Annotated in this window: 15 protein-coding genes; 5 read left to right on the top strand and 10 right to left on the bottom strand. The window is 37.6% G+C overall.

Annotation, left to right across the window (positions count from 1 at the left end):
• Window positions 1–13 precede the first annotated feature (13 nt).
• Window positions 14–757 carry a glucosamine-6-phosphate deaminase gene (locus PSE83_RS06840; protein ID WP_004256714.1) on the bottom strand — a complete coding sequence of 248 codons (744 nt, stop codon included), beginning with the start codon at window positions 755–757 and terminating at the stop codon, window positions 14–16.
• 40 nt (window positions 758–797) lie between these two features.
• Complete coding sequence (locus PSE83_RS06835; RefSeq protein WP_004256715.1) at window positions 798–2,135, bottom strand: MFS transporter; 1,338 nt, start codon at window positions 2,133–2,135, stop codon at window positions 798–800.
• A 466-nt stretch (window positions 2,136–2,601) separates the two neighbouring features.
• On the opposite strand from PSE83_RS06835, the gene PSE83_RS06830 reads away from it, so the two are divergent.
• Window positions 2,602–4,086 (top strand): mannitol dehydrogenase family protein, encoded by a 1,485-nt coding sequence (locus tag PSE83_RS06830; protein WP_153673652.1) that lies wholly within the window; start codon window positions 2,602–2,604, stop codon window positions 4,084–4,086.
• 118 nt (window positions 4,087–4,204) lie between these two features.
• Here PSE83_RS06830 and modC read toward each other — a convergent pair whose 3' ends face one another.
• From modC to modA, 3 genes are read right to left on the bottom strand one after another with little or no spacing between them, the layout of a single operon-like run.
• Window positions 4,205–5,272 (bottom strand): molybdenum ABC transporter ATP-binding protein ModC, encoded by a 1,068-nt coding sequence (modC, locus tag PSE83_RS06825; protein ID WP_004256721.1) that lies wholly within the window; start codon window positions 5,270–5,272, stop codon window positions 4,205–4,207.
• 1 nt (window position 5,273) lies between these two features.
• Entirely contained in the window at window positions 5,274–5,963 is a 690-nt protein-coding gene (gene modB, locus PSE83_RS06820) for a molybdate ABC transporter permease subunit (RefSeq protein ID WP_094962413.1), read from the bottom strand.
• Window positions 5,964–5,988: 25 nt separating this feature from the next.
• Complete coding sequence (gene modA, locus PSE83_RS06815) at window positions 5,989–6,765, bottom strand: molybdate ABC transporter substrate-binding protein (protein ID WP_096864111.1); 777 nt, start codon at window positions 6,763–6,765, stop codon at window positions 5,989–5,991.
• A gap of 274 nt (window positions 6,766–7,039) precedes the next feature.
• On the opposite strand from modA, the gene PSE83_RS06810 reads away from it, so the two are divergent.
• A complete protein-coding gene (locus PSE83_RS06810; protein WP_272660746.1) occupies window positions 7,040–8,074 on the top strand; it encodes an ElaD/SseL family deubiquitinase in 1,035 nt (344 codons plus the stop codon).
• Between the two features lie 84 nt (window positions 8,075–8,158).
• On the opposite strand, the gene PSE83_RS06805 is transcribed toward PSE83_RS06810, so the two are convergent.
• Entirely contained in the window at window positions 8,159–8,311 is a 153-nt protein-coding gene (locus tag PSE83_RS06805; protein ID WP_004256731.1) for an AcrZ family multidrug efflux pump-associated protein, read from the bottom strand.
• Window positions 8,312–8,529: 218 nt separating this feature from the next.
• On the opposite strand from PSE83_RS06805, the gene modE reads away from it, so the two are divergent.
• The 3 genes from modE to PSE83_RS06790 all read left to right on the top strand — a co-directional run bounded on the left by modE (window position 8,530) and on the right by PSE83_RS06790 (window position 11,966).
• The gene (gene modE, locus PSE83_RS06800; RefSeq protein WP_004256732.1) at window positions 8,530–9,318 is read left to right on the top strand and encodes a molybdenum-dependent transcriptional regulator; all 789 of its coding nucleotides are present in this window, start codon (window positions 8,530–8,532) and stop codon (window positions 9,316–9,318) included.
• A gap of 146 nt (window positions 9,319–9,464) precedes the next feature.
• A complete protein-coding gene (gene modF / locus PSE83_RS06795; RefSeq protein ID WP_272660745.1) occupies window positions 9,465–10,934 on the top strand; it encodes a molybdate ABC transporter ATP-binding protein ModF in 1,470 nt (489 codons plus the stop codon).
• Between the two features lie 204 nt (window positions 10,935–11,138).
• On the top strand, window positions 11,139–11,966 hold the full coding sequence (locus PSE83_RS06790) for a CPBP family intramembrane glutamic endopeptidase (RefSeq protein ID WP_272660744.1): 828 nt from the start codon (window positions 11,139–11,141) through the stop codon (window positions 11,964–11,966).
• A gap of 120 nt (window positions 11,967–12,086) precedes the next feature.
• Here the strand turns inward: PSE83_RS06790 and PSE83_RS06785 are convergent, their stop codons facing one another.
• From PSE83_RS06785 to PSE83_RS06770, 4 genes are all read right to left on the bottom strand, one after another.
• A complete protein-coding gene (locus tag PSE83_RS06785; protein WP_004256736.1) occupies window positions 12,087–14,204 on the bottom strand; it encodes a metallophosphoesterase family protein in 2,118 nt (705 codons plus the stop codon).
• Between the two features lie 32 nt (window positions 14,205–14,236).
• Complete coding sequence (locus PSE83_RS06780) at window positions 14,237–14,944, bottom strand: oligogalacturonate-specific porin KdgM family protein (protein ID WP_110591349.1); 708 nt, start codon at window positions 14,942–14,944, stop codon at window positions 14,237–14,239.
• Between the two features lie 175 nt (window positions 14,945–15,119).
• The gene (locus tag PSE83_RS06775) at window positions 15,120–16,670 is read right to left on the bottom strand and encodes a fructose PTS transporter subunit IIA (RefSeq protein WP_272660743.1); all 1,551 of its coding nucleotides are present in this window, start codon (window positions 16,668–16,670) and stop codon (window positions 15,120–15,122) included.
• 17 nt (window positions 16,671–16,687) lie between these two features.
• Complete coding sequence (locus tag PSE83_RS06770) at window positions 16,688–19,273, bottom strand: glycoside hydrolase family 38 C-terminal domain-containing protein (protein ID WP_272660742.1); 2,586 nt, start codon at window positions 19,271–19,273, stop codon at window positions 16,688–16,690.
• Between the last annotated feature and the right edge of the window lie 57 nt (window positions 19,274–19,330).

Here is a 19,330-nt window from a genome sequence, read left to right as displayed (position 1 = left end):
TCAATACTTTTCCTTAATAGCGCCCTGTTAACAAGGAAGCAGAATCTTTATCCAAGAATATTCGGCAATCTTGATGTTGTTGAATAATTGACGCAGGAACTTGGTTGGTTATTTCACCTTCTATTGTATTTTTTACTGCAATAGATTTACGTAAGTCAGGTACGCTAAGTATTAAAGTTTTTGAACTTAAAATATGCGAAATACTCATAGAAATAGCTTGCTTAGGTACTTCATTCAAATGGGCAAACCACTTTTCGCCCAATTGCTGTTTTCTACATGCTTCATCAAGGTTAACCACAAGATAAGGCGAGCTCACGTTAAAGTCTGCAGGTGGGTCATTAAACGCTAAATGAGCATTTTCTCCTATTCCTGCAAAACAGACATCAATGTCATACTGGCGAATAATATGATTTAGCCTCTGAATTTCTTTTTCTATATTCTCAGCAGAACCATTTACCCCAATAAATTGCTTCAGTGATGGCAATTTATTGACAAGTCGTTCTTGTAAGTAACGGCGAAAACTAGCCGGATGTCCTTCATTCAGGCCAATATACTCGTCTAAATGAAAAATAGTAATACGAGACCAATCAATATCTTCATTAATTAAATTTTCCAGCATTTCAAATTGGCTAGCTCCTGTTGCGACGATAATGGCGACATCTGCTTTTTTACTAAGCGCCTGTTTAATCGCAAGTGCTCCCGCTTGGCTGGCCTTTTTACCTAACATTTGTTTATCTTCAGAAACAATAATATCCATATGAACCTCATACTAAATAAGTAAAAATTTAATCTGTATCTTATTGGTGTTGTTTTAATTTTCTGGCCATTTGCACGGCGATTAATGTCAGCACACAGCAGAAAATCAAGTAGTAAACAACATAAGTCGGTTTTCCATCTCCAACAGAAACTAAAGCAGCTGCAATAACTGGGGTTGAGCCTGCAAAAATAACACTGTTTAGTTCACGAGAAAGTGCAATACCTGAATAACGATATTGTGTTGGGAATAGATTAGCTAAGAATGCGCCTTGAGCTCCTGATGTCGCGCCATGGCCAATACCATAAGCAATACACATACCCAGTGTTGCCAGTACTAAACTACCACTGCCAAGGAACCAAAATAATGGGAACGCAAAAGCCCCTAAGAAAATAGCGCCGAATGAGAAGATTGTAGTTGTGCCATATTTATCAGTTAATTTCCCCATAACAGGCGTCATGACTGTATTAACAAGTACAGCGACCATTAATGCCATCAATCCATCAGATTTTTCCATTCCTAACGTATTAGTGAGGTAGCTAATACTGAATACACTAAGTACATAACCATTTGCTTGATGCCCCGCCAAACTAAAAAAACCACAGAGTAAATTTTTTCGACTATGAATAAATAATTCTTTAATCGGAATTTTTTGCTCTTTTTTATCTTTCTCTGCTTTTTCGACTGATTTAACATATTCAGGGGTTTCATCCAATTGCTTGCGAATATAAATAGCGACAATAAATAAAACGATAGATAGCAAGAAAGGAACACGCCAACCCCAGCTCATAAAGGCATCATCAGGGAGTTGTGATACAGCAAAAAAAGCGGCAGTCGACAATAGAATGGCGATCCCTGTAGATGCATTAATTAACGAGGTATAAAACCCCCGCTGCTTCATAGGGACATATTCCGCAACAAAAGTTTGGGCACCTGCTAGCTCAGCGCCTGAACCAAAACCTTGCATTAATCTGATTACAACTAATGCAATCGTGGCCCAAATGCCAATGTGGTAATAAGTCGGAAGTAATCCAAGAGCGAGTGTTGCGATCCCCATTAAAACAATGGCAAAAATAAGAGCTGGTTTGCGCCCGTATCTATCTCCTATATGAGCTATTATTACCCCCCCTAAAGGACGTGAAATAAAGCCTACAGCAAAGGTAAGAAACGCTGCTAATGTTGCAATTGTGGGTGATAGATTCGGAAAGTAAAGTTTATTGATCACTAGCCCTGCTGCTGCACCATACAATGAATAGTCGTACCACTCTATGACCGTTCCTGACACGCTAGCCATCATCACTTTTCTAATCGTTTTTTTATCTGCAGCTGGCTTATCAGCTGCAGTATCGGTAGCTAATTGTTCTGAAATAGTGTCACTCATACTGCCCCCTACATTTATTTTAGGAATACATTATTTGAGGTATGTTTTGTTCAAACAAAACGGACAAAAAGCGCGCACTATTGAAATTAGCACTATTAAACTGAATTTAGAACATGATCGTTCTTAAATTATTTAGAAATGAGATCGAAATCATATTTCAATGAGAAAACATATACTTTTATTTAAAATAATTTATTTTAATTTTATTTTAATTTTTTATTAAAAACACAAACAAACAATTAACATTATAAGCAAAATCAAATATATATGACAAAGTAGACATTGTAACCATTAAAATAACCCCTGCTCAATTAAAAATATATTTATAATATAAAAGATATTTGATTATAAATAATCTCTCTATAACCGCCAATTGATTTAAAACATATTTGTTTTTTAATATTTAATTTGCCATATTGAAATGTCTTTACTCTACATTGATTGCTTCTATTATAAGGATCGAGTTATGCCACATACCCCTCACTTAAATAATCAAACTTTCCAGCCCGTTCAAGAAGTTAAACCATTGCTCGTTCCCCGTATTGTTCACCTTGGTTGTGGTGCATTTCATCGAGCTCATCAAGCTCTTTACACTCACTTATTATTTGAACAATTTCTCTCTAATTGGGGATATTGTGAAATTAATTTGATGTCCGATAGCGGAGCTGTGTTAATTAATCAATTAAATAAATATAACGGCCATTACACTTTACTTGAAAAAGACGAAGAAAAATCGACCGTTAGAACGATTAAGGTGATAAAAGAAGCAATGCATCCACGCATTGATGGCATAGATGCTGTGGTAGAAAAGATGGCTTCCCCTGATACAGCAATTATTTCATTAACGGTCACAGAAAAAGGCTATTGCCTTTCTCCTGCAACAGACCTGTTGAATTTGTCACACCCCAACATACAACATGACATCGCACACCCAACAAAACCACGATCGGTTTTAGGTTATATCGTCGCGTCACTTCGTTTACGTTTTCAACGACAACAACCCCCTATTACCATTCTTTCTTGTGATAATATTCGTAAAAACGGTGAGGCCGCACGGCGTGCTATTGTTGGTTTAGCCGCTCAACAAGATAAACAACTAGCGCAATGGATTGATCAACACATTTCATTCCCAAGTACAATGGTTGATCGAATTGTCCCAGCCATGACTCAAGAATCATATGCAGAAATTAAACAATTAATTGGCAGAGATGACCCATGTGCCATCATTTGTGAATCATTTCGCCAGTGGGTTATTGAAGATAATTTTGTGAATGGTAGACCAGACTGGCAGCATGTCGGTGCTCAATTTGTGCCTGATGTCACACCCTATGAAATGATGAAATTACGTATGCTAAACGGAAGCCACTCTTTTCTTGCTTATCTAGGTTACTTAGGTGGCTATGAATTTATTTCCGATGCTATGCAAAACTCTGATTACAGTAGAGCGGCGTACAGCTTAATAATAAACGAACAAGCACCTACACTTTTCATCCCTGACAATACAACCCTATTACAATATACACAAACTTTAATAAAGCGTTTTTCTAACAAGACAATCAAACATAAAACTGCACAAATTGCGGCTGATGGGAGCCAAAAATTACCTCAACGCTTACTAGACTCAATAATGTGGCATCAAAAGCACGGCTCAGACTATGCATTTCTCGCTCTCGGAGTTGCTGCCTGGATGAAATATGTCAGTGGACAAGATGAGCAAGGTAATGCAATAGATATTAAGGATCCTTTACAACATAAATTTGCTGAAATCTATCACCTATGTGGGGTTGGTTTGGAAGCTGTTGATAGGCTTTTAGCGATTAACGCTATCTTTCCACTTGAGTTTTCTCAAAATCAAGATATCGTCAAAAATGTAAAAACAGCCTATCAGCAGCTAATCTCTGTTGGCGCTCGTGAAACAGTTAAGCACTATCTACAGCAAACAGTAAAGTAGAGATTAACTTTATTTATACATAAAAATTAATCTATGAAAGGAGATATCGTATTTTATACGTAAGCTGCGATATCTCTTATTGATTACTTTTTGGATAGAAGAGAAAAATATGTCCTTGCTATAAATGGCGGGAAAGTGACACCGACTTCACTTGCGCATAAACTTTACGCCCTTTGCGAATAGAAAGCTCATCCCTTGCCCAGCGAGTGATCCGCGCCCATAAATAATGTTCTTCGCCTAAATCTAGCTTCACATCTACTTGCTCGCCATCTTCAATCCATTCAACCACTTCTGCGGCTAAAATATTACGAATACTGCTCACTTGTGGTTTTTCGAGTACCAAAGAAACATCTGCAGCGTCAATACGTATACGCACATCAACACCTTGTTGGGCTTCAACTCGAGGGATCCACAGTTTTTGGCTACCAACAATCACCGCTGTCATTTCATAATCAGAGTGTTGGCTATGCACCGTTGCACTTACCACACTGCTTAACGTTTCTTGCTGTAACCAAGGGCGTAAAGCACTGCTTGCCCAAACATCTTCCAAAGCGCCAAATGCTTTAACTTTTCCCTGCGCCATGACAATCACTTTGTCAGCCAGACGCAATATTTCATCCAAACTATGGCTGACATATAAAATGGGAATTTTCACGTCTTGAGAAAGCTTTTCTAAATACGGCAGCAATTCACGCTTTCGAGGTAAATCCAAAGAGGCTAACGGCTCATCCATTAGGAGAATTTCAGGGGCTGTAAGTAATGCACGGCCAATGGCGACTCGTTGTTTTTCACCACCAGAAAGGGTTATAGGGTAGCGATTGAGTAATTTTTCAATCCCTAATAATTCAACAATATCATCGAAGCGGTCTTTCATTACGGGTGACATGCCATAGCGCAAATTGCTTTTCACCCGATAATGGGGAAATAGCCGTGCATCTTGAAATACATAACCGATATGGCGTTGTTCAGGTGGTAAGCAAATACCTTTTTCCATATCCACCAATGTACGGCCATTTAATACAACACGCCCTGTATTAGGTTTAGTTAACCCACCTATCACATTGATAAGCGAGGTTTTACCTGCGCCTGAAAGCCCAAAAACGGCAGTAATACTTTCCGTTGGCAATTGTGTTGTGACTTCAAGCTGTAAGTCCCCTAGTTTTTGAGAAAAGTCGAGTTCTAACATGCTAAGCCACCCCCAAACGCTTTTTACCCCAACGGGTGAGCCACTCTGAAATCAGTAATGAAATCAAGGCTAAAATAATCGCAATGACACATAAACGCGCAGCGTCTACCTCTGCCCCTGGCGTTTCAATTAAGGTATACATCGCTAATGGGATGGTTTGTGTTTCACCTGGTATATTTGAAACAAAAGTAATTGTGGCGCCAAATTCACCAAGTGAACGTGCAAATGCTAACACTGTTCCAACAATAATACCGGGAAGAGAAAGCGGAATGGTTATCGTGAAAAATACACGTAATGGTGTTGCGCCTAATGTCCTCGCGGCTAATTCCAATTTTTGGTCAACCGCTTCAAGCGCTAAACGAATAGCACGCACCATTAGTGGAAATGCAACCACGGCAGACGCAAGCGCAGCACCCCGCCAACTAAAGGTAAAACTAAAGCCGAACCAGTTATATAGCCATTCACCGATAAAACCGCGTTTACCCATACTGATCAATAATAAATACCCCACTACCACTGGCGGCAATACCAGTGGTAGGTGAATAATACTATCGAGCAGTGTTTTGCCAGGAAAATTACAGCGAACTAATACCCATGCCATTAAAATACCTAATGGCAAACTGAAAATTACAGCCACACTGGATACTTTTAGACTTAGGTAAATCGCTTCCCATTCATAAGGACTTAACATCTGCAAAAAAATACTCTCTTAACGTTTATTTAGTACGAGGTTCAAAACCGTAACGTTTGAATACTTCTGAAGCCGCAGGGGTTTTTAAGTATTCATAATAATCACGAGTTGCTTTGTTATCTTGATCTTTAACAATTGCCATTGGGTATTCAACAGGTTTATGGGTATCAGCTGGGAAGACACCCACCACTTTGACTTTTTGGCTAGCAACAGCATCAGAGCCATATACAATCCCTAAAGGTGCCTCTTGGCGTTCAACGAGTGCCATACCACTACGCACGTTATTCGTACGTGCTAACAGCGGGTCAACTGTTTCCCATGCACCTAAGTTGCTTAATGCTTCTTTGGCATAAATACCAACAGGGACATGGTCAGGGTCACCAACGGCTAAACGACCACCATCTAATAGTTTTTTCCAATCAGTTTGTTTATTAATTTCAACTTTATCAATTTTGGCATCTTTCGGTGCAATTAACACCAACTCATTGCCTAATAATGTATAGCGCGTATCTTCTACCATCAATTTTTTATCGATGGCATAATCCATCCATTGCTGGTCAGCAGAAATAAATAAATTAGCGGGAGCGCCTTGCTCAATTTGACGAGCCAATGTTGAAGAAGACGCATAAGATGCAACAACCTCAACTTTAGTGTCTTTCTTATATTGCTCAGAAATTTCATTCAGTGCATTAGTTAGAGAAGCCGCTGCAAAAACCGTAATTTTATCAGCTGCAAAACTATTGCTAGCCATCGTTAACGTTAATGTTGCGCCAGCAAGAAGTGATACCAAACCTTTTTTCATTTTTATCTACCCTAGTATTAATCGACACGTTATATATAACAGGACACAGCGATAACTTAAAGTCAAACTCGTGATAAAAGTGTGCTGGCGCAAGAAATGATGCAATTTTGTTGCATCTTTTCTCTAAAATCCCACGAATGATGAAAAATTCCTCAGCCGTAAAATCGTTTTTATATAGAGAACAATTTATATCCTTTGTAACTTTATCGGCACAAATTGTGCTTATTTCAGTATTTTATTCCACTTTTACAAACCCTATAACAAAGGTAATTATATGGTGACGTTTCAGACAAAACTAACTACTCACCTTATGGCCGAGTTAACAGTCGAACAATTTAATGGGTTGTTTGATAAAGAAATAGCGCCTGAAACCTTAGCTTCTCTAGCAAAATCGGCGAGTGATGGGAACTTAGAGAGTATCGATTTACTTCACAATATCGCTCTTAGACAGGATTCAGCTGGAAAAAATGCAGAAAATATCCTATTTGATTTATTTAGCGGAAAGCTGCCTGCAAAGAAAGGTATAGATGAAGAGATACAAGAAACTAGCAAAAAATTATATCAATTACACCTTAATACAAAAATCACGAAGCACTTAAAAGATTCGAAGCTAACGACCCCTTCTAAGCTGCTTTATATTGTCGGATCTGCAATAGAAAAAGTTATTGATAAAATTAGTTTAACAAAACTATTGATGAAAAATGAACCCGCGGAATCTACTCTTTGGGATAATAACAGGATGACAACAAGTGATGAGATTGATGCAAGCAATAAAAATAACCCAACTTTGCCATCAAACATGACCATCAATTGCTCAATAGGACTCATGCAAAATGGCTACAATTTATTAGCCGATATAATTGAACAAAAAATTTTAAATAATAAAACATTAGATAAATGTGAGTTATTTCCTATCAATATCAATGATAACCATTGGGTCTTAGCTGTGTTCTATCAGCCGGAATATAAGCAAGATATGAAATGTGTCGTCTTTAATTCATACCAAAATGTCAGCCCTGAAATTACTAATGAAATAGCAAAAGCCGCAGAAAAGGCAGGTATCATAGAAAAAGATATAGCCTATATTGAAGGGAATATCCAACAACAAGTCCCTAACGGATGTGGATTATTCGTTGTTGAAGCTATTAAGCAACTCACTGAAAATGCTCAGCAAGATCCTTATGATACATTAAAAGAATTTCAAGAAATTTTTATAAAAAAGACGATGGCTGAACAAAAAGAGTTTAATATTCAAAACCGCAGACAGCTATATTCAAATTACCATGATAGCAAATATCCATCATTATAATGCCCACTGCTATATGAAAAACCCCCTGACTGCATTTACAATCAGGGGGTCTATAATCAGTCAGACAAGAAATTTTGTTAAAAATTACTTGTTTTCAGTATTATGATGATGAGGTACGTGTGCTTTAGACAGTAAGTTAAAGAACGCGCCCAAACCGTAGATCAAACCCATGATCAAAAACATAACAACTGGAACCATCATCAGGGCAAAACCCAAACTTTTAATTAGTTCTAACATAGGAAAAAGCCTCTTCAGTGATACTGTACCCACCAGCCTACAAGATACGCTGACGAGGGAAAACTTGACTCTCAGTATATTGAGTATAAATCAAATCAAAATAATAACGCACAATTACGTTATAATGGAGACTATTTTAGACAAAATATTATACTAACGACATACTAAACGTGCTTTTTACGTCTGTCATCACCAGCCACGCCGGAAGGGAGAAATTTATGCAGGCCGAAATTTTACTCACACTGAAACTACAGGGCAGTTTATTTGCTGATCCTCGCCGTATCGCGCTACTAAAACAAATTAAAGCGACAGGGTCAATCAGCCAAGGCGCTAAACTCGCAGGGATCAGCTATAAAAGTGCTTGGGATGCCATCAATGAAATGAATCAACTCACTGATGATATCCTTGTTGATAGGGCGACAGGTGGTAAAGGCGGTGGCGGCACAACACTGACTCACTATGGTGAGCGATTACTTCAACTATATGATTTACTAGCACAAATTCAGCAAAAAGCCTTTGATGTACTCAAAGAAGATAATCTCCCTTTAGACAGCTTATTAGCAGCTATTTCGCGTTTTTCACTGCAAACCAGTGCCCGTAACCAATTTTTTGGGACGTTAATTGCACGCGACCACATGCAAGTTCAGCAACATGTACAAATTCGTTTAGCAGACAACAGAACGGTGATCAACGCGGCATTGACAGAGCAAAGCGCTAACCGTTTAGGGTTAGCCGAAGGAAAAGAAGTGCTTGCATTGATTAAAGCACCTTGGGTCAAAATTACTAAACAACCTAACCCAACAGGCTTTGATAACCGCCTTGAAGGCAAAATTACCACTTTAGAGCGGGGTGATGAGAACAGTGAAGTGATTGTGACACTCACAGGCGGTGAAACTTTATGTTCAACTATGCCAAATAGCGAAATCGATGCCCAATCTTTGAAAGTGAATAATAGCGTTATGGCATTATTCAATGCGGACCAAGTGATTGTTGCCACACTTTGCTAATTTGCTAGTTTGCCCTGCTTACTTACAATAAAAGTAAGTAAGCATTCACCTTTTTTCCTTATCATATCGTTCTGTTGTTGACTTTATCTTCAATCCTGATTATTTGTGATAGATGACAAGGTAAATAATCATGATAAGGAAGCTTGATGGGCGCAATAACAATACAACACGGCAACTTTAAGCTCAGTGAAATTCAGACTTTAGACATTCAGCAACTTAACATCGAAAAAGGGGAAAATTGGGCTTTTATTGGCGCCAACGGTAGTGGTAAGTCATCACTCGCTCGAGTACTTTCCAATGAGCTCCCTCCACTTTCTGGTGTCGTAAAAAATACATTCACCTCTCCTGTTCGTTTATCATTTGAACAATTACAAAAAATCATTAGTGAAGAGTGGCAGCGTAATAACACAGATTTGCTCAGTGATGATGAAGATGATACGGGATATACCGCAGCTGAAATCATTCAATTTAACCATAAAGACAATGAATACTGCCTTGAGCTTGCCGCTCGCTTCGGTATCAGTGACTTGTTGTCTCGTCGGTTTAAGTACCTTTCTACGGGTGAAACTCGTAAAGTACTGTTATGCCAAACATTGATGGGTAATCCTGACTTACTGATCCTTGATGAGCCATTTGATGGCCTAGATGTTTATTCAAGAAGTCAGCTCAGCGAACTACTATCAAGTTTGTCTGAAAAAGGCTTAACTTTAGTGTTAGTGTTGAACCGCTTTGATGAACTCCCTGATTTTATTGAAAACATAGGTGTTGTCGCTGATTGCAAACTAGCAATGGTGGGAAATAGGGAGTCAGTACTTGCTAACACGCTAATAACGCAATTACAGCATAGTGAGAAAATTAAACAGCTTTCTATCCCTGAAACTGAGGCTCCAACCGCAGATGAAAAACTGGATGACACGACACCTCGTATTATTTTGAAAAATGGAACTGTTAGCTACAATGACAAACCGATCTTGCACGGTTTAAATTGGCAGGTAAACCCAAACGAACACTGGCAAATTATCGGTGAAAATGGCGCTGGAAAATCCACCTTATTGAGCTTGATTACAGGAGATCACCCTCAAGGGTATAGTAATGACTTAACCTTATTTGGTCACCGTCGTGGGTCAGGAGAAACCATATGGGATATTAAGCGCCATATTGGTTACGTCAGCAATAGCATTCACCAAGAATACCGTGTCGCAACCAGTGTACTCAATGTCATTATTTCCGGTTTTCATGATTCTATTGGCTTGTACCAAACCCCCTCTGATCGTCAAATACAATTAGCGTATGAATGGCTAGCTCTGTTAGGTTTTTCTACGCAAACAGCTCAACAACCTTTCCACAGTCTTTCGTGGGGGCAGCAGCGCTTAGTTCTAATAGCCAGAGCTCTGGTTAAACACCCTGCCATGCTAATTTTAGATGAGCCATTGCAAGGGCTCGATGGCCTTAATAGGTTGTTAGTTCTGCGGTTTATTGATGTAATGCTAAGCCAAGGTAACACACAACTCTTATTCGTCAGTCATCATCAAGAAGATGCCCCTGCTTGTATTACACATCGGCTCACTTTTGTCCCTGATAATGGGAAATACCGTTATGATATTGAAAAACTTTAATTTTTGACTTATTTGCCAATAGACACGATGAAACTGTTGGCAAATTAATCTAATGTTTAATAGATGGTAACTAAGTTATACACAAATAACTCTTTGATTTTATTTTTATTTATATTTTTTAGGTTATTTTAAATTAGAAAATTCACATAAAATCATTACACTGCGCCTATTCTAATAATTTAGACATCATAATGGATATTTTTTATGGCTTGGTTAATGTTAGCCTCTTCACTTGCAGTACTTGCAACACACCGTTTAATTGCTCTTTTTTTACTCGCTTGCACAATTATTACCGCAGCACTTACACACGTTATTGATTGGCAAGCGGTTCTACTATTGGTTTGTATTACAATAATTGCCATTATTCGTTTGCGTTTCCAACACTATCTATCCACCAAAATTATTAGTGAAATCATCTTACTAATCTGTACGATTGGGTTATTTATTCACTTATTCCCTGGGTTTAATAACCTGAGATATCTCGATAAAGTTACCGTAGGGGAACATAGCGCCCCTTTCACAATGTATTTTAATTTTGATAAGGCACTCGTCCCCTTTATTTTACTCGCCTGCTTACCAACGTTATTTGTCTGTCGGCCAGCCAAGCATGCAACTAAAGTTCAATGGGTATTGCTGGTTATTTCTGTGCCACTTTTATTGCTGGTCGCAACTGCTGCTGGCGGATTAGCCTTTGAATGGCATTTTCCTAGTTGGTTACCTGCTTTTGTGCTCTGTAACCTACTTTTTGTTTCATTAGCTGAAGAAGCGCTATTCCGTGGTTATTTACAGCAACGTCTAACCCTTTGGTTGAGGTCTCCTTACCTCGCACTAGTGATTACCTCACTGTTATTTGGCGCTGTGCATTTTGCAGGTGGACCACTGTTAATTCTCTTTGCTACATTAGCGGGTTTGATTTATGGCCTAACTTGGATGTGGAGTGGTAAATTATGGCTGGCTGTATCGATTCACTTCGGGTTAAATTTGGGACATCTGTTATTTTTTACTTATCCAATTAAGTTGGTTTCTAATTAATGTTAACTAATTAAAAATTCATAATCACTCAAAAATTGGATGATCTTCACCGTAAAAAATCACTAACACGAATAATGTTAGTGATTTTTCATTATTATAACCATGTTATCTATCGTTAATCTAATGACTAGTTTGATTAACATTCATTGGCTTAATTTCTCCAGACTCAATATTAAGATAAAAATCTCGACTTGGATTTCCTTGTAGATATTTATCAATTACAGTGAAAATACTGCCAAAGCGTAATTTAAAAATATTCTCAAATGAACTATTCGCGTTAATTTTATCAGTCTCATTTGGTAATGACGATAACAAGGTTCCTGTGAGGAATCGATATTGGTTTAATCTTTCTACAGGTATATCTTGCAACGCAAGCTCGTCTGCATTACGTAAACGATAAAAATCCACAGCAAGGTCAAAACCATTCCATTTTGCAAAATCATTTAACTGATACCCTATATTTTTAGCAAGAATAGCAGCTTTATCACTGGCTTTTTTCCATGCATCGGAGTCTTTATTCAAGTAGATTTCGGTGACATTGACAGTTCCCGGGTCTTTAGCGCAAATTTCATGATTTTGACTCAATGGTGCCGTTAATACTTCATTATAAGCTTTCTTAGTATCTAACTGGCTTAAAATAAGCATCTCTTCGCCATTCAAACTAAATAACATTTGACGAATTTCACAGGGCCATTCCTCAGGAATAAAACGCAAACGTGTCAGTTCAGTAATATGCCAGTTAGTGAAGTCATAATAATTATTTGCGCTTAAGATATCTTTATTCCAAAGATGCGACGAATTAGTATTTTTGAGGTGTTCCCACTCTTGCTGATAGTGCTCAAATAACTCATCAAACCGAGGAACATCTTCTATTACAATGGTTTGTACATCAATTTCATTCGCATTTCTAAAATTCAATATTTTATAAGCAGGAACATATGCAGCCATTGAAGGAGCTTGAATATTAAAAAGTAAGCTGCCATCCGAATACTTACGTACACCTGTATCATTAAAATGCATATGACCGCCAACATGAACACCGATACCTGTTTTTGCCATTGCATGGCTAGTGTCTTCTTTTGGTGCCCTTTCTAACTGAAATTTACCTTTGCCAAAAATGGTTTCAAGGTCATCTGCTGCACCATTATCAAATTCAACCATCGGGAAATGGCTAAACGTGATTAATGTTTTATTTTGCTCTTTCGCGCGCTTTGCAACATCCGCCATCCACTCAACAGTCTGTTGTTTGTGTGTCAACATTTTGTTGTAACCCGCATTCCCCGACCCTGCAAAGTTTTTAGCTGCTTTAGGATGATTAATATCTGCTTTTTCAGAAGGAACATAGACATTGGCATCAACGGCCATTAACCACAAACCAGGAATAGGCTCAACAAGGTAACTGCTGTCTGCAACATTAAAACAAGGCCCATATCCCTCTTGTTTATATTTACCGCCTGTTCCTTGAGTACAAATTTCATACTGCCTTTGGTTAAAATCACTGGCTTTTAAGGCTGCTTCATAGTTGTAACCTTGAGAACCATAGTTTGAGTATGGTGTTTCCCAATAAATATCTTCTGGTAACGGATTAATACCAAATGATTTCATTGCATCCATCACTCGACCATAACCACTATATACCATCTCTTCAGAGCAAATTGTTGGCAGCTCAGCTCCCGTTTCTATAACAGCAATCTTTCCTTTATATCCCGTACACTCACTTGCCCCTAAACTAAAGATACGCTGCGTTTTACCATCAGCTCCAAGAAAATCTTCTTTTCCTGCTGGCATATCAAATGGACGGTTCGGATCATGATTCCCTGGTGTAGCAAAGAAACGCATACCATATTTTTGCTCATACTCTTGCAATACTTTTACTAACCCACGTAAGTGAATAGGTTGGCCGTCATCAGTAAAATCACCAGGTAATGCAATAAGTTTAATACCTTTCTTACCTGCATCATCTAGTGCAGCACGTAGAGCAAAATAGTTTTCATTAAATAAACGCGTAGATGTTAATTGCGCATACATAGAACGAATAACGGCATTTTGACCACTTTTACTATTTTTTAATCCTTCAAATGCATTATCAGCAAACTGCCCATATACATCATGAAAATGGATATCAGGCATAAACGCGACGCGATAATTATAAGGTTGAGCCGTAGGGGCATTTGCCATTGCGACAGTTCCAATGGACATTAATGCAAGGGCAAAACTATATTTTAATTTATTGTTCATATTTGTTCCCTTTAGATAATTAACTATTTCTATCAGAAGTTATATGCAATGCCAACGCGATAACGCCACTGCCATGCATCACGGTAAGTTTGTCCATTTTTGACATATGAACCATCATCATAGGACACATACCCTAATTCAACATAAGGAACCCATGTCTTATTACCAACCCAAGACACATTCAGATTATGTGCATAATCCTTTTCTTTACCTTTATATGCAGGATAATCAGTATCAAATTTATATTCAAAGTCATAACTTAATGAAAAATCTTGCAGCTTATAACCTAAATAAAAATTACTCTGCCAATAATGCTGATTATCTTTTTTAGGCTTATTAGAGTTATCATAATGCCTTACGCCATAACGTAAACGAGTTCCAATATTAAAATCATCCGTTAAATTATAGGCAGCTTTGACACTGAATTTATAAGCCGTATCTTTATCTCCTGAATCTAGAGCAAAAGAAGGTGTTAAAACAAAATCTTTTGTGGCTTTATATTTATAACCAACTTCAACCTCATTTCCTTTTGATGATAGGTTTTCACCAAAACCACCATCTCGACTTCTCCATTTTCCTTCAAGGCTAAAATAAGTTCCATTTTGCATGCTATGGCCAATTTTGACACGGTCTTCATGGCGATGTTCATCCCCTAACCATTCATGACGATAGTCAATATATGTCGCATTCGCTGCTGTGCAAAATAATAATGTAGAGATACCTAGAGTTAAGTTTTTCATAAACTGATTCCTATAATTAACATTTATTTTTTATTTAATCGTTAAAACAATGATTCATTATTTATCTTTTATTTATAGATATACCCCTTCTATTTTTAGAAAAAACCATCCCATCCTTTTAAATAACTTAAAAGAAAATTAATTTATTAAAATTTTAATTTTTTACATTCTTATCTCATAACTCTAATTCCAGTTTCAATAATTCAACAATACCCTCTGATTTTTTAGCATTTAACATTTTATTTCTAAAAGACTCATGCATTAATTTACGTGCGAGAACAGAAAAGATTCGCATATGCTGATTTTCATCTGAATCATTAATTGTTAGCATAATTACTAATTTAACATTAACATTATCTCCCCACGCTAACTCATTCGGTAAACGTAATACAGAAATACTACTGTGTTTAACAAAAGGTGATTTACAGTGCGGTATTGCAATTGAGAAACCTAATGCCGTACTAAAAATCTCTTCTCTTTGCCATATTGCTTGTTCAACTTGTGCTCCAGAGTCAGTTCGGTGATTAACTTCTAAATTATCAGTTAATCGTTTAATGACTTCCTCTTTACATTCCATTCTTTCATCAAGAAAAATTAAAGACGGATCCAATACTGAATAATCATTTTTTGGCGTATTAGCAGAGATAAACAAACAAGATAATTTATCTTTTTCAAGCTTGAACCAATTATCTGCATATGTATCAGGTTCAATAATTAATAAATCGTATTGCGTATCTAATAATAAAACATGAGCAGATTGAATTGATTCAATCATGGAAGATGAAAGACATATTAAAGGAAGAGAGAAAGATTGTGCTAAAATAGCGGTATGTGATGTTTCTGCCCCTGAAGCCATCACAATACCTTGCAAATACTCCCCTCTCAATGCCAATAATTCGCTTGGTGTCAGTAATCCTTGGCAAATAATAATCGAATCTTCTGTTAATTTAGGAAGTTGTATTTTAGATTCGATACCAAGATGCCTTGCTATACGCAATCCCAGATCCTTAATATCTAACTCACGTTGGCGTAAATATTCATTACTACTGCTTCGAAATGGTAAGCTGAGCTCTTCAATTGCCATTGATAACGCAGCAATCGCATTATTTGCCTCTCTTGGTTCAAGTAAGCACGCTTCAATATCCTCATCATCCAATAATTGGCTTTGTGCCTCTAAAATATCAACCGCTGTTTTATCAGCTTGCTGAATATCTAGACTAAATTGTTGACGAGCACTTTGTAACGCACGTTTTAGTATTTCACATTGTTCTGATTGTGAATTTGATGGCTCTAATAATGAAATCTTTTGTAAATCAAAAGATTTCATATAGATAGCCCTACCTTTTGCAATCCCTTGGCTAACACCATAACCCTGAATAATTTGAGATGATGTCCGACTCAGATATATAGGGATCATTCCTTGCTCTGGTTTATCTTTTTTTGGCATTAATCCATCACAATGAATAAATTCTTGTTCAATAAATACCTTTAGTTTTTCATAAGCCAGATTTTCATCATCTCCACTGATTGTAAAATAACATTCATCACCAACAGCGACATCTGCCCCAACAAGAGCCAAAACACTTTTTGCATTGGCTTGGCGTAGTTTGCTTTTATTAAAAAGTAAAATATCTGATTGAAAACAAGCTGTTTTTTGCTCAATTGCACTCGCTGGTCTTGCATGAATACCATTAGGTAACTCACAACGAAATGGAAGTATTTGCATAATTTTTCCTTTATTAATTAGTCAATTAACCAAGACACAGGTGTACAAGGAGCTGCTTTATCTGTGTTTATGCATATAGACTCCGATAAAGTAACTTGATGTATCAACGTATTCGACTTAGGTTCTGTATAGGTTTTGGTTTCACTACTTGGGTTCCACCCACGTAAAATCAGTGACTCTTGATTCTGTGCTTTTTTCAACGTGCTGAAGTGCAGCTCACTATCCCACGTCAATAGACTATAATTATCAGGAAAAACAATATAATGAGGATTCGTTTTAAATTGAGGCCAACCGGAATCTAGGTAACCAAATGCAGGTAAACGCCAATGCTCAATATCACGCCATAGTTGAGCGCTTTGGCCATTTTCTATCGGCAATATAGCAAAATGGAAATGATGAAGCCCCTGAATTTGTGATTCCGGTGACGGCAAAACCATACCTGATGCACGCCCTGGCCGCCAAGTTAGTTCTGCTTGGCCTAGCCAACCCACACTGCGCAAAAGTGTTATTCTTATTATGTCAGGTTGATTGGCTGGGATTTCATACTCTCTTAGCCCTTCAGTAACGATACAAATACCTTTTTTATCATCATGTTGCATTACCAGACTTTGCATTGGATAAAGCGCTGTTGGTGCCTCTACCCAATTTTCACTTTGCCAAATATCCATATTGGCTGGATTATTTTCTCGCTGAATCAAACCAAAAGGTTGGTCTGCAAAGTGAAATGTCTGTTGAATTTCCGTAGGAATTTCAACCTGAATTCGATGGTCTTCAATGGTATTATCAATTGTGATTTCAACATCTAGCCATGCCTTATCATGAGGTAAAGAAACCTGCATTGTGGCAGATAAACGCGCATTAACCTGTTTGGTTTGGCGGGCAATTGCATTCTGTGGTACTGGAATTCGCCAATTTAGAATAAATGAATCCATTAACGATGCTCTTACACAGTTAAATTGCTGTAAGTGTCCATCACTACTAATTAACCAATCATCTTCAGGTGGCGAATAGTTATAATTATCTCCTTCGTCCCCACCATCAATTAATCTAAGAATATTTGGGTATTGTTGTTGATTACGTTTATCAGTTAATAACAATCGCCCTTGGTGCAGTTCAAGTTTCAGCCATTCATTCTCTAATGTATTTTCAGTTTGAATGTTTTGTTGAATTTCAAAACCTGAATTTTCCCCTTCAACCAAATAAAAAGTCTGATAACCACATGAAGGTAACTCTTTCACTTCAAGCAAGACTTCGCATTTCCGGTACCATGTCGTTGTCGTACTATTCGCCAATTCTTGTACAATCAAAGACATATCTTGTTTTTCTTCATGAATAAGTTGCCAGCGACAAGGTTTTCCTGCATCGTCTTTAATACAAAAATCATTTTCAGGTGTATAAAGAGTAATACGAACTTGAGCATCTCTTTTATGTGGCAACGAATTGAAAATGATAATTTTTTTACCATCTTGTTTTGCTTCAATCCCGCGAGCAAGCATCTTCATATTAAGGTCAAACAGTTGATTTGCACTTTCTAAACCATCTTGTAAGCGTGCTTTCACCATGCTATTAACACGATCAGAATTACATCCGCCGATACTATCATGAGCGTGTGACTGCATAGCTTTACGCCAAATATTGTCAATCGCAGTTTGTGGATAAGGTAAACCAAGCCGCCAGTTAATGGATAGAAGAGGCTCAAGTTGTTGACTAACAAATTGTTCTAATTTTGCATTTAATAATTTAATGTCCATTCGAGTAGAAAAAATACCACGATGTACACGCATATATTTCGGGCTCAGCAATTCACCATTAAATTCAGGTAGTTCAGTGCTATTTGCTTGTAAAGCATCAAAAAATGCACTGAAACTACTTTTGACAAAATAATATTCCTTTTGAGCTTTATTTAATTGCTCAAGCATCGCAGGTACGGCATATTCAAAAGGGGATTGGTCATTACCATTAGGTAGTAATATTTGGTCTGAGTGAGCAAAACGGGCTTGTTTTTCCAAGATAGCAGGTAAAACGGCAGAGGCTTTTTCTGGATTATCAGGTAACCATTTCGCGCAGCCGTAGCCCCAAGGTAATACAGCAGTAGCCACACTATGACCTGACTGCGATTTCCAAATAAATTCACTACTTGCGACATCATGTTCACACCATCCACGCCATACGACCGCATGTTTGATACCAAACTCTTGCAAAAACATAGGTAGCTGTGCACTTTGTCCAAATGAATCAGGCACATAGCCTATTGGCATATAACCGCCCCATTGCTCACAATCTACTTTTCCCAACAGTAAGTTTCGCGTGATAGATTCCGCTCCAACGACTAAAAAATCAGTTTGTGTGTACCAAGGGCCAATAAGAATTCGGCCTTGTTTAATTAATTTCTGTAAGCAATCACGCCTTTCTGGTGCAACCTGTAAATAATCTTCCAGCACCACGGTTTGCCCATCTAAAACAAAGGGGCCAAGAGAAGGATCTTCTTCTAAATGTTTAATTAAATCATTCATGAAATAATAAAGAACAATTTTTGAATCATTCTCAGTGAAATACCATTCACGATCCCAGTGCGTATGTTGAATTAAATGTACCGTTTTCATTTTATGACCTTAAAATATTTTTAGCAGAACAGCCCCGTCACGTTATTCACGCTAATT

Source organism: Providencia sp. PROV150 (assembly GCF_028481025.1).
Taxonomy (GTDB): domain Bacteria; phylum Pseudomonadota; class Gammaproteobacteria; order Enterobacterales; family Enterobacteriaceae; genus Providencia; species Providencia hangzhouensis.
Note: the sequence above shows the minus strand (reverse complement) of the source record. Positions and strands in the feature narration are given on the sequence as shown.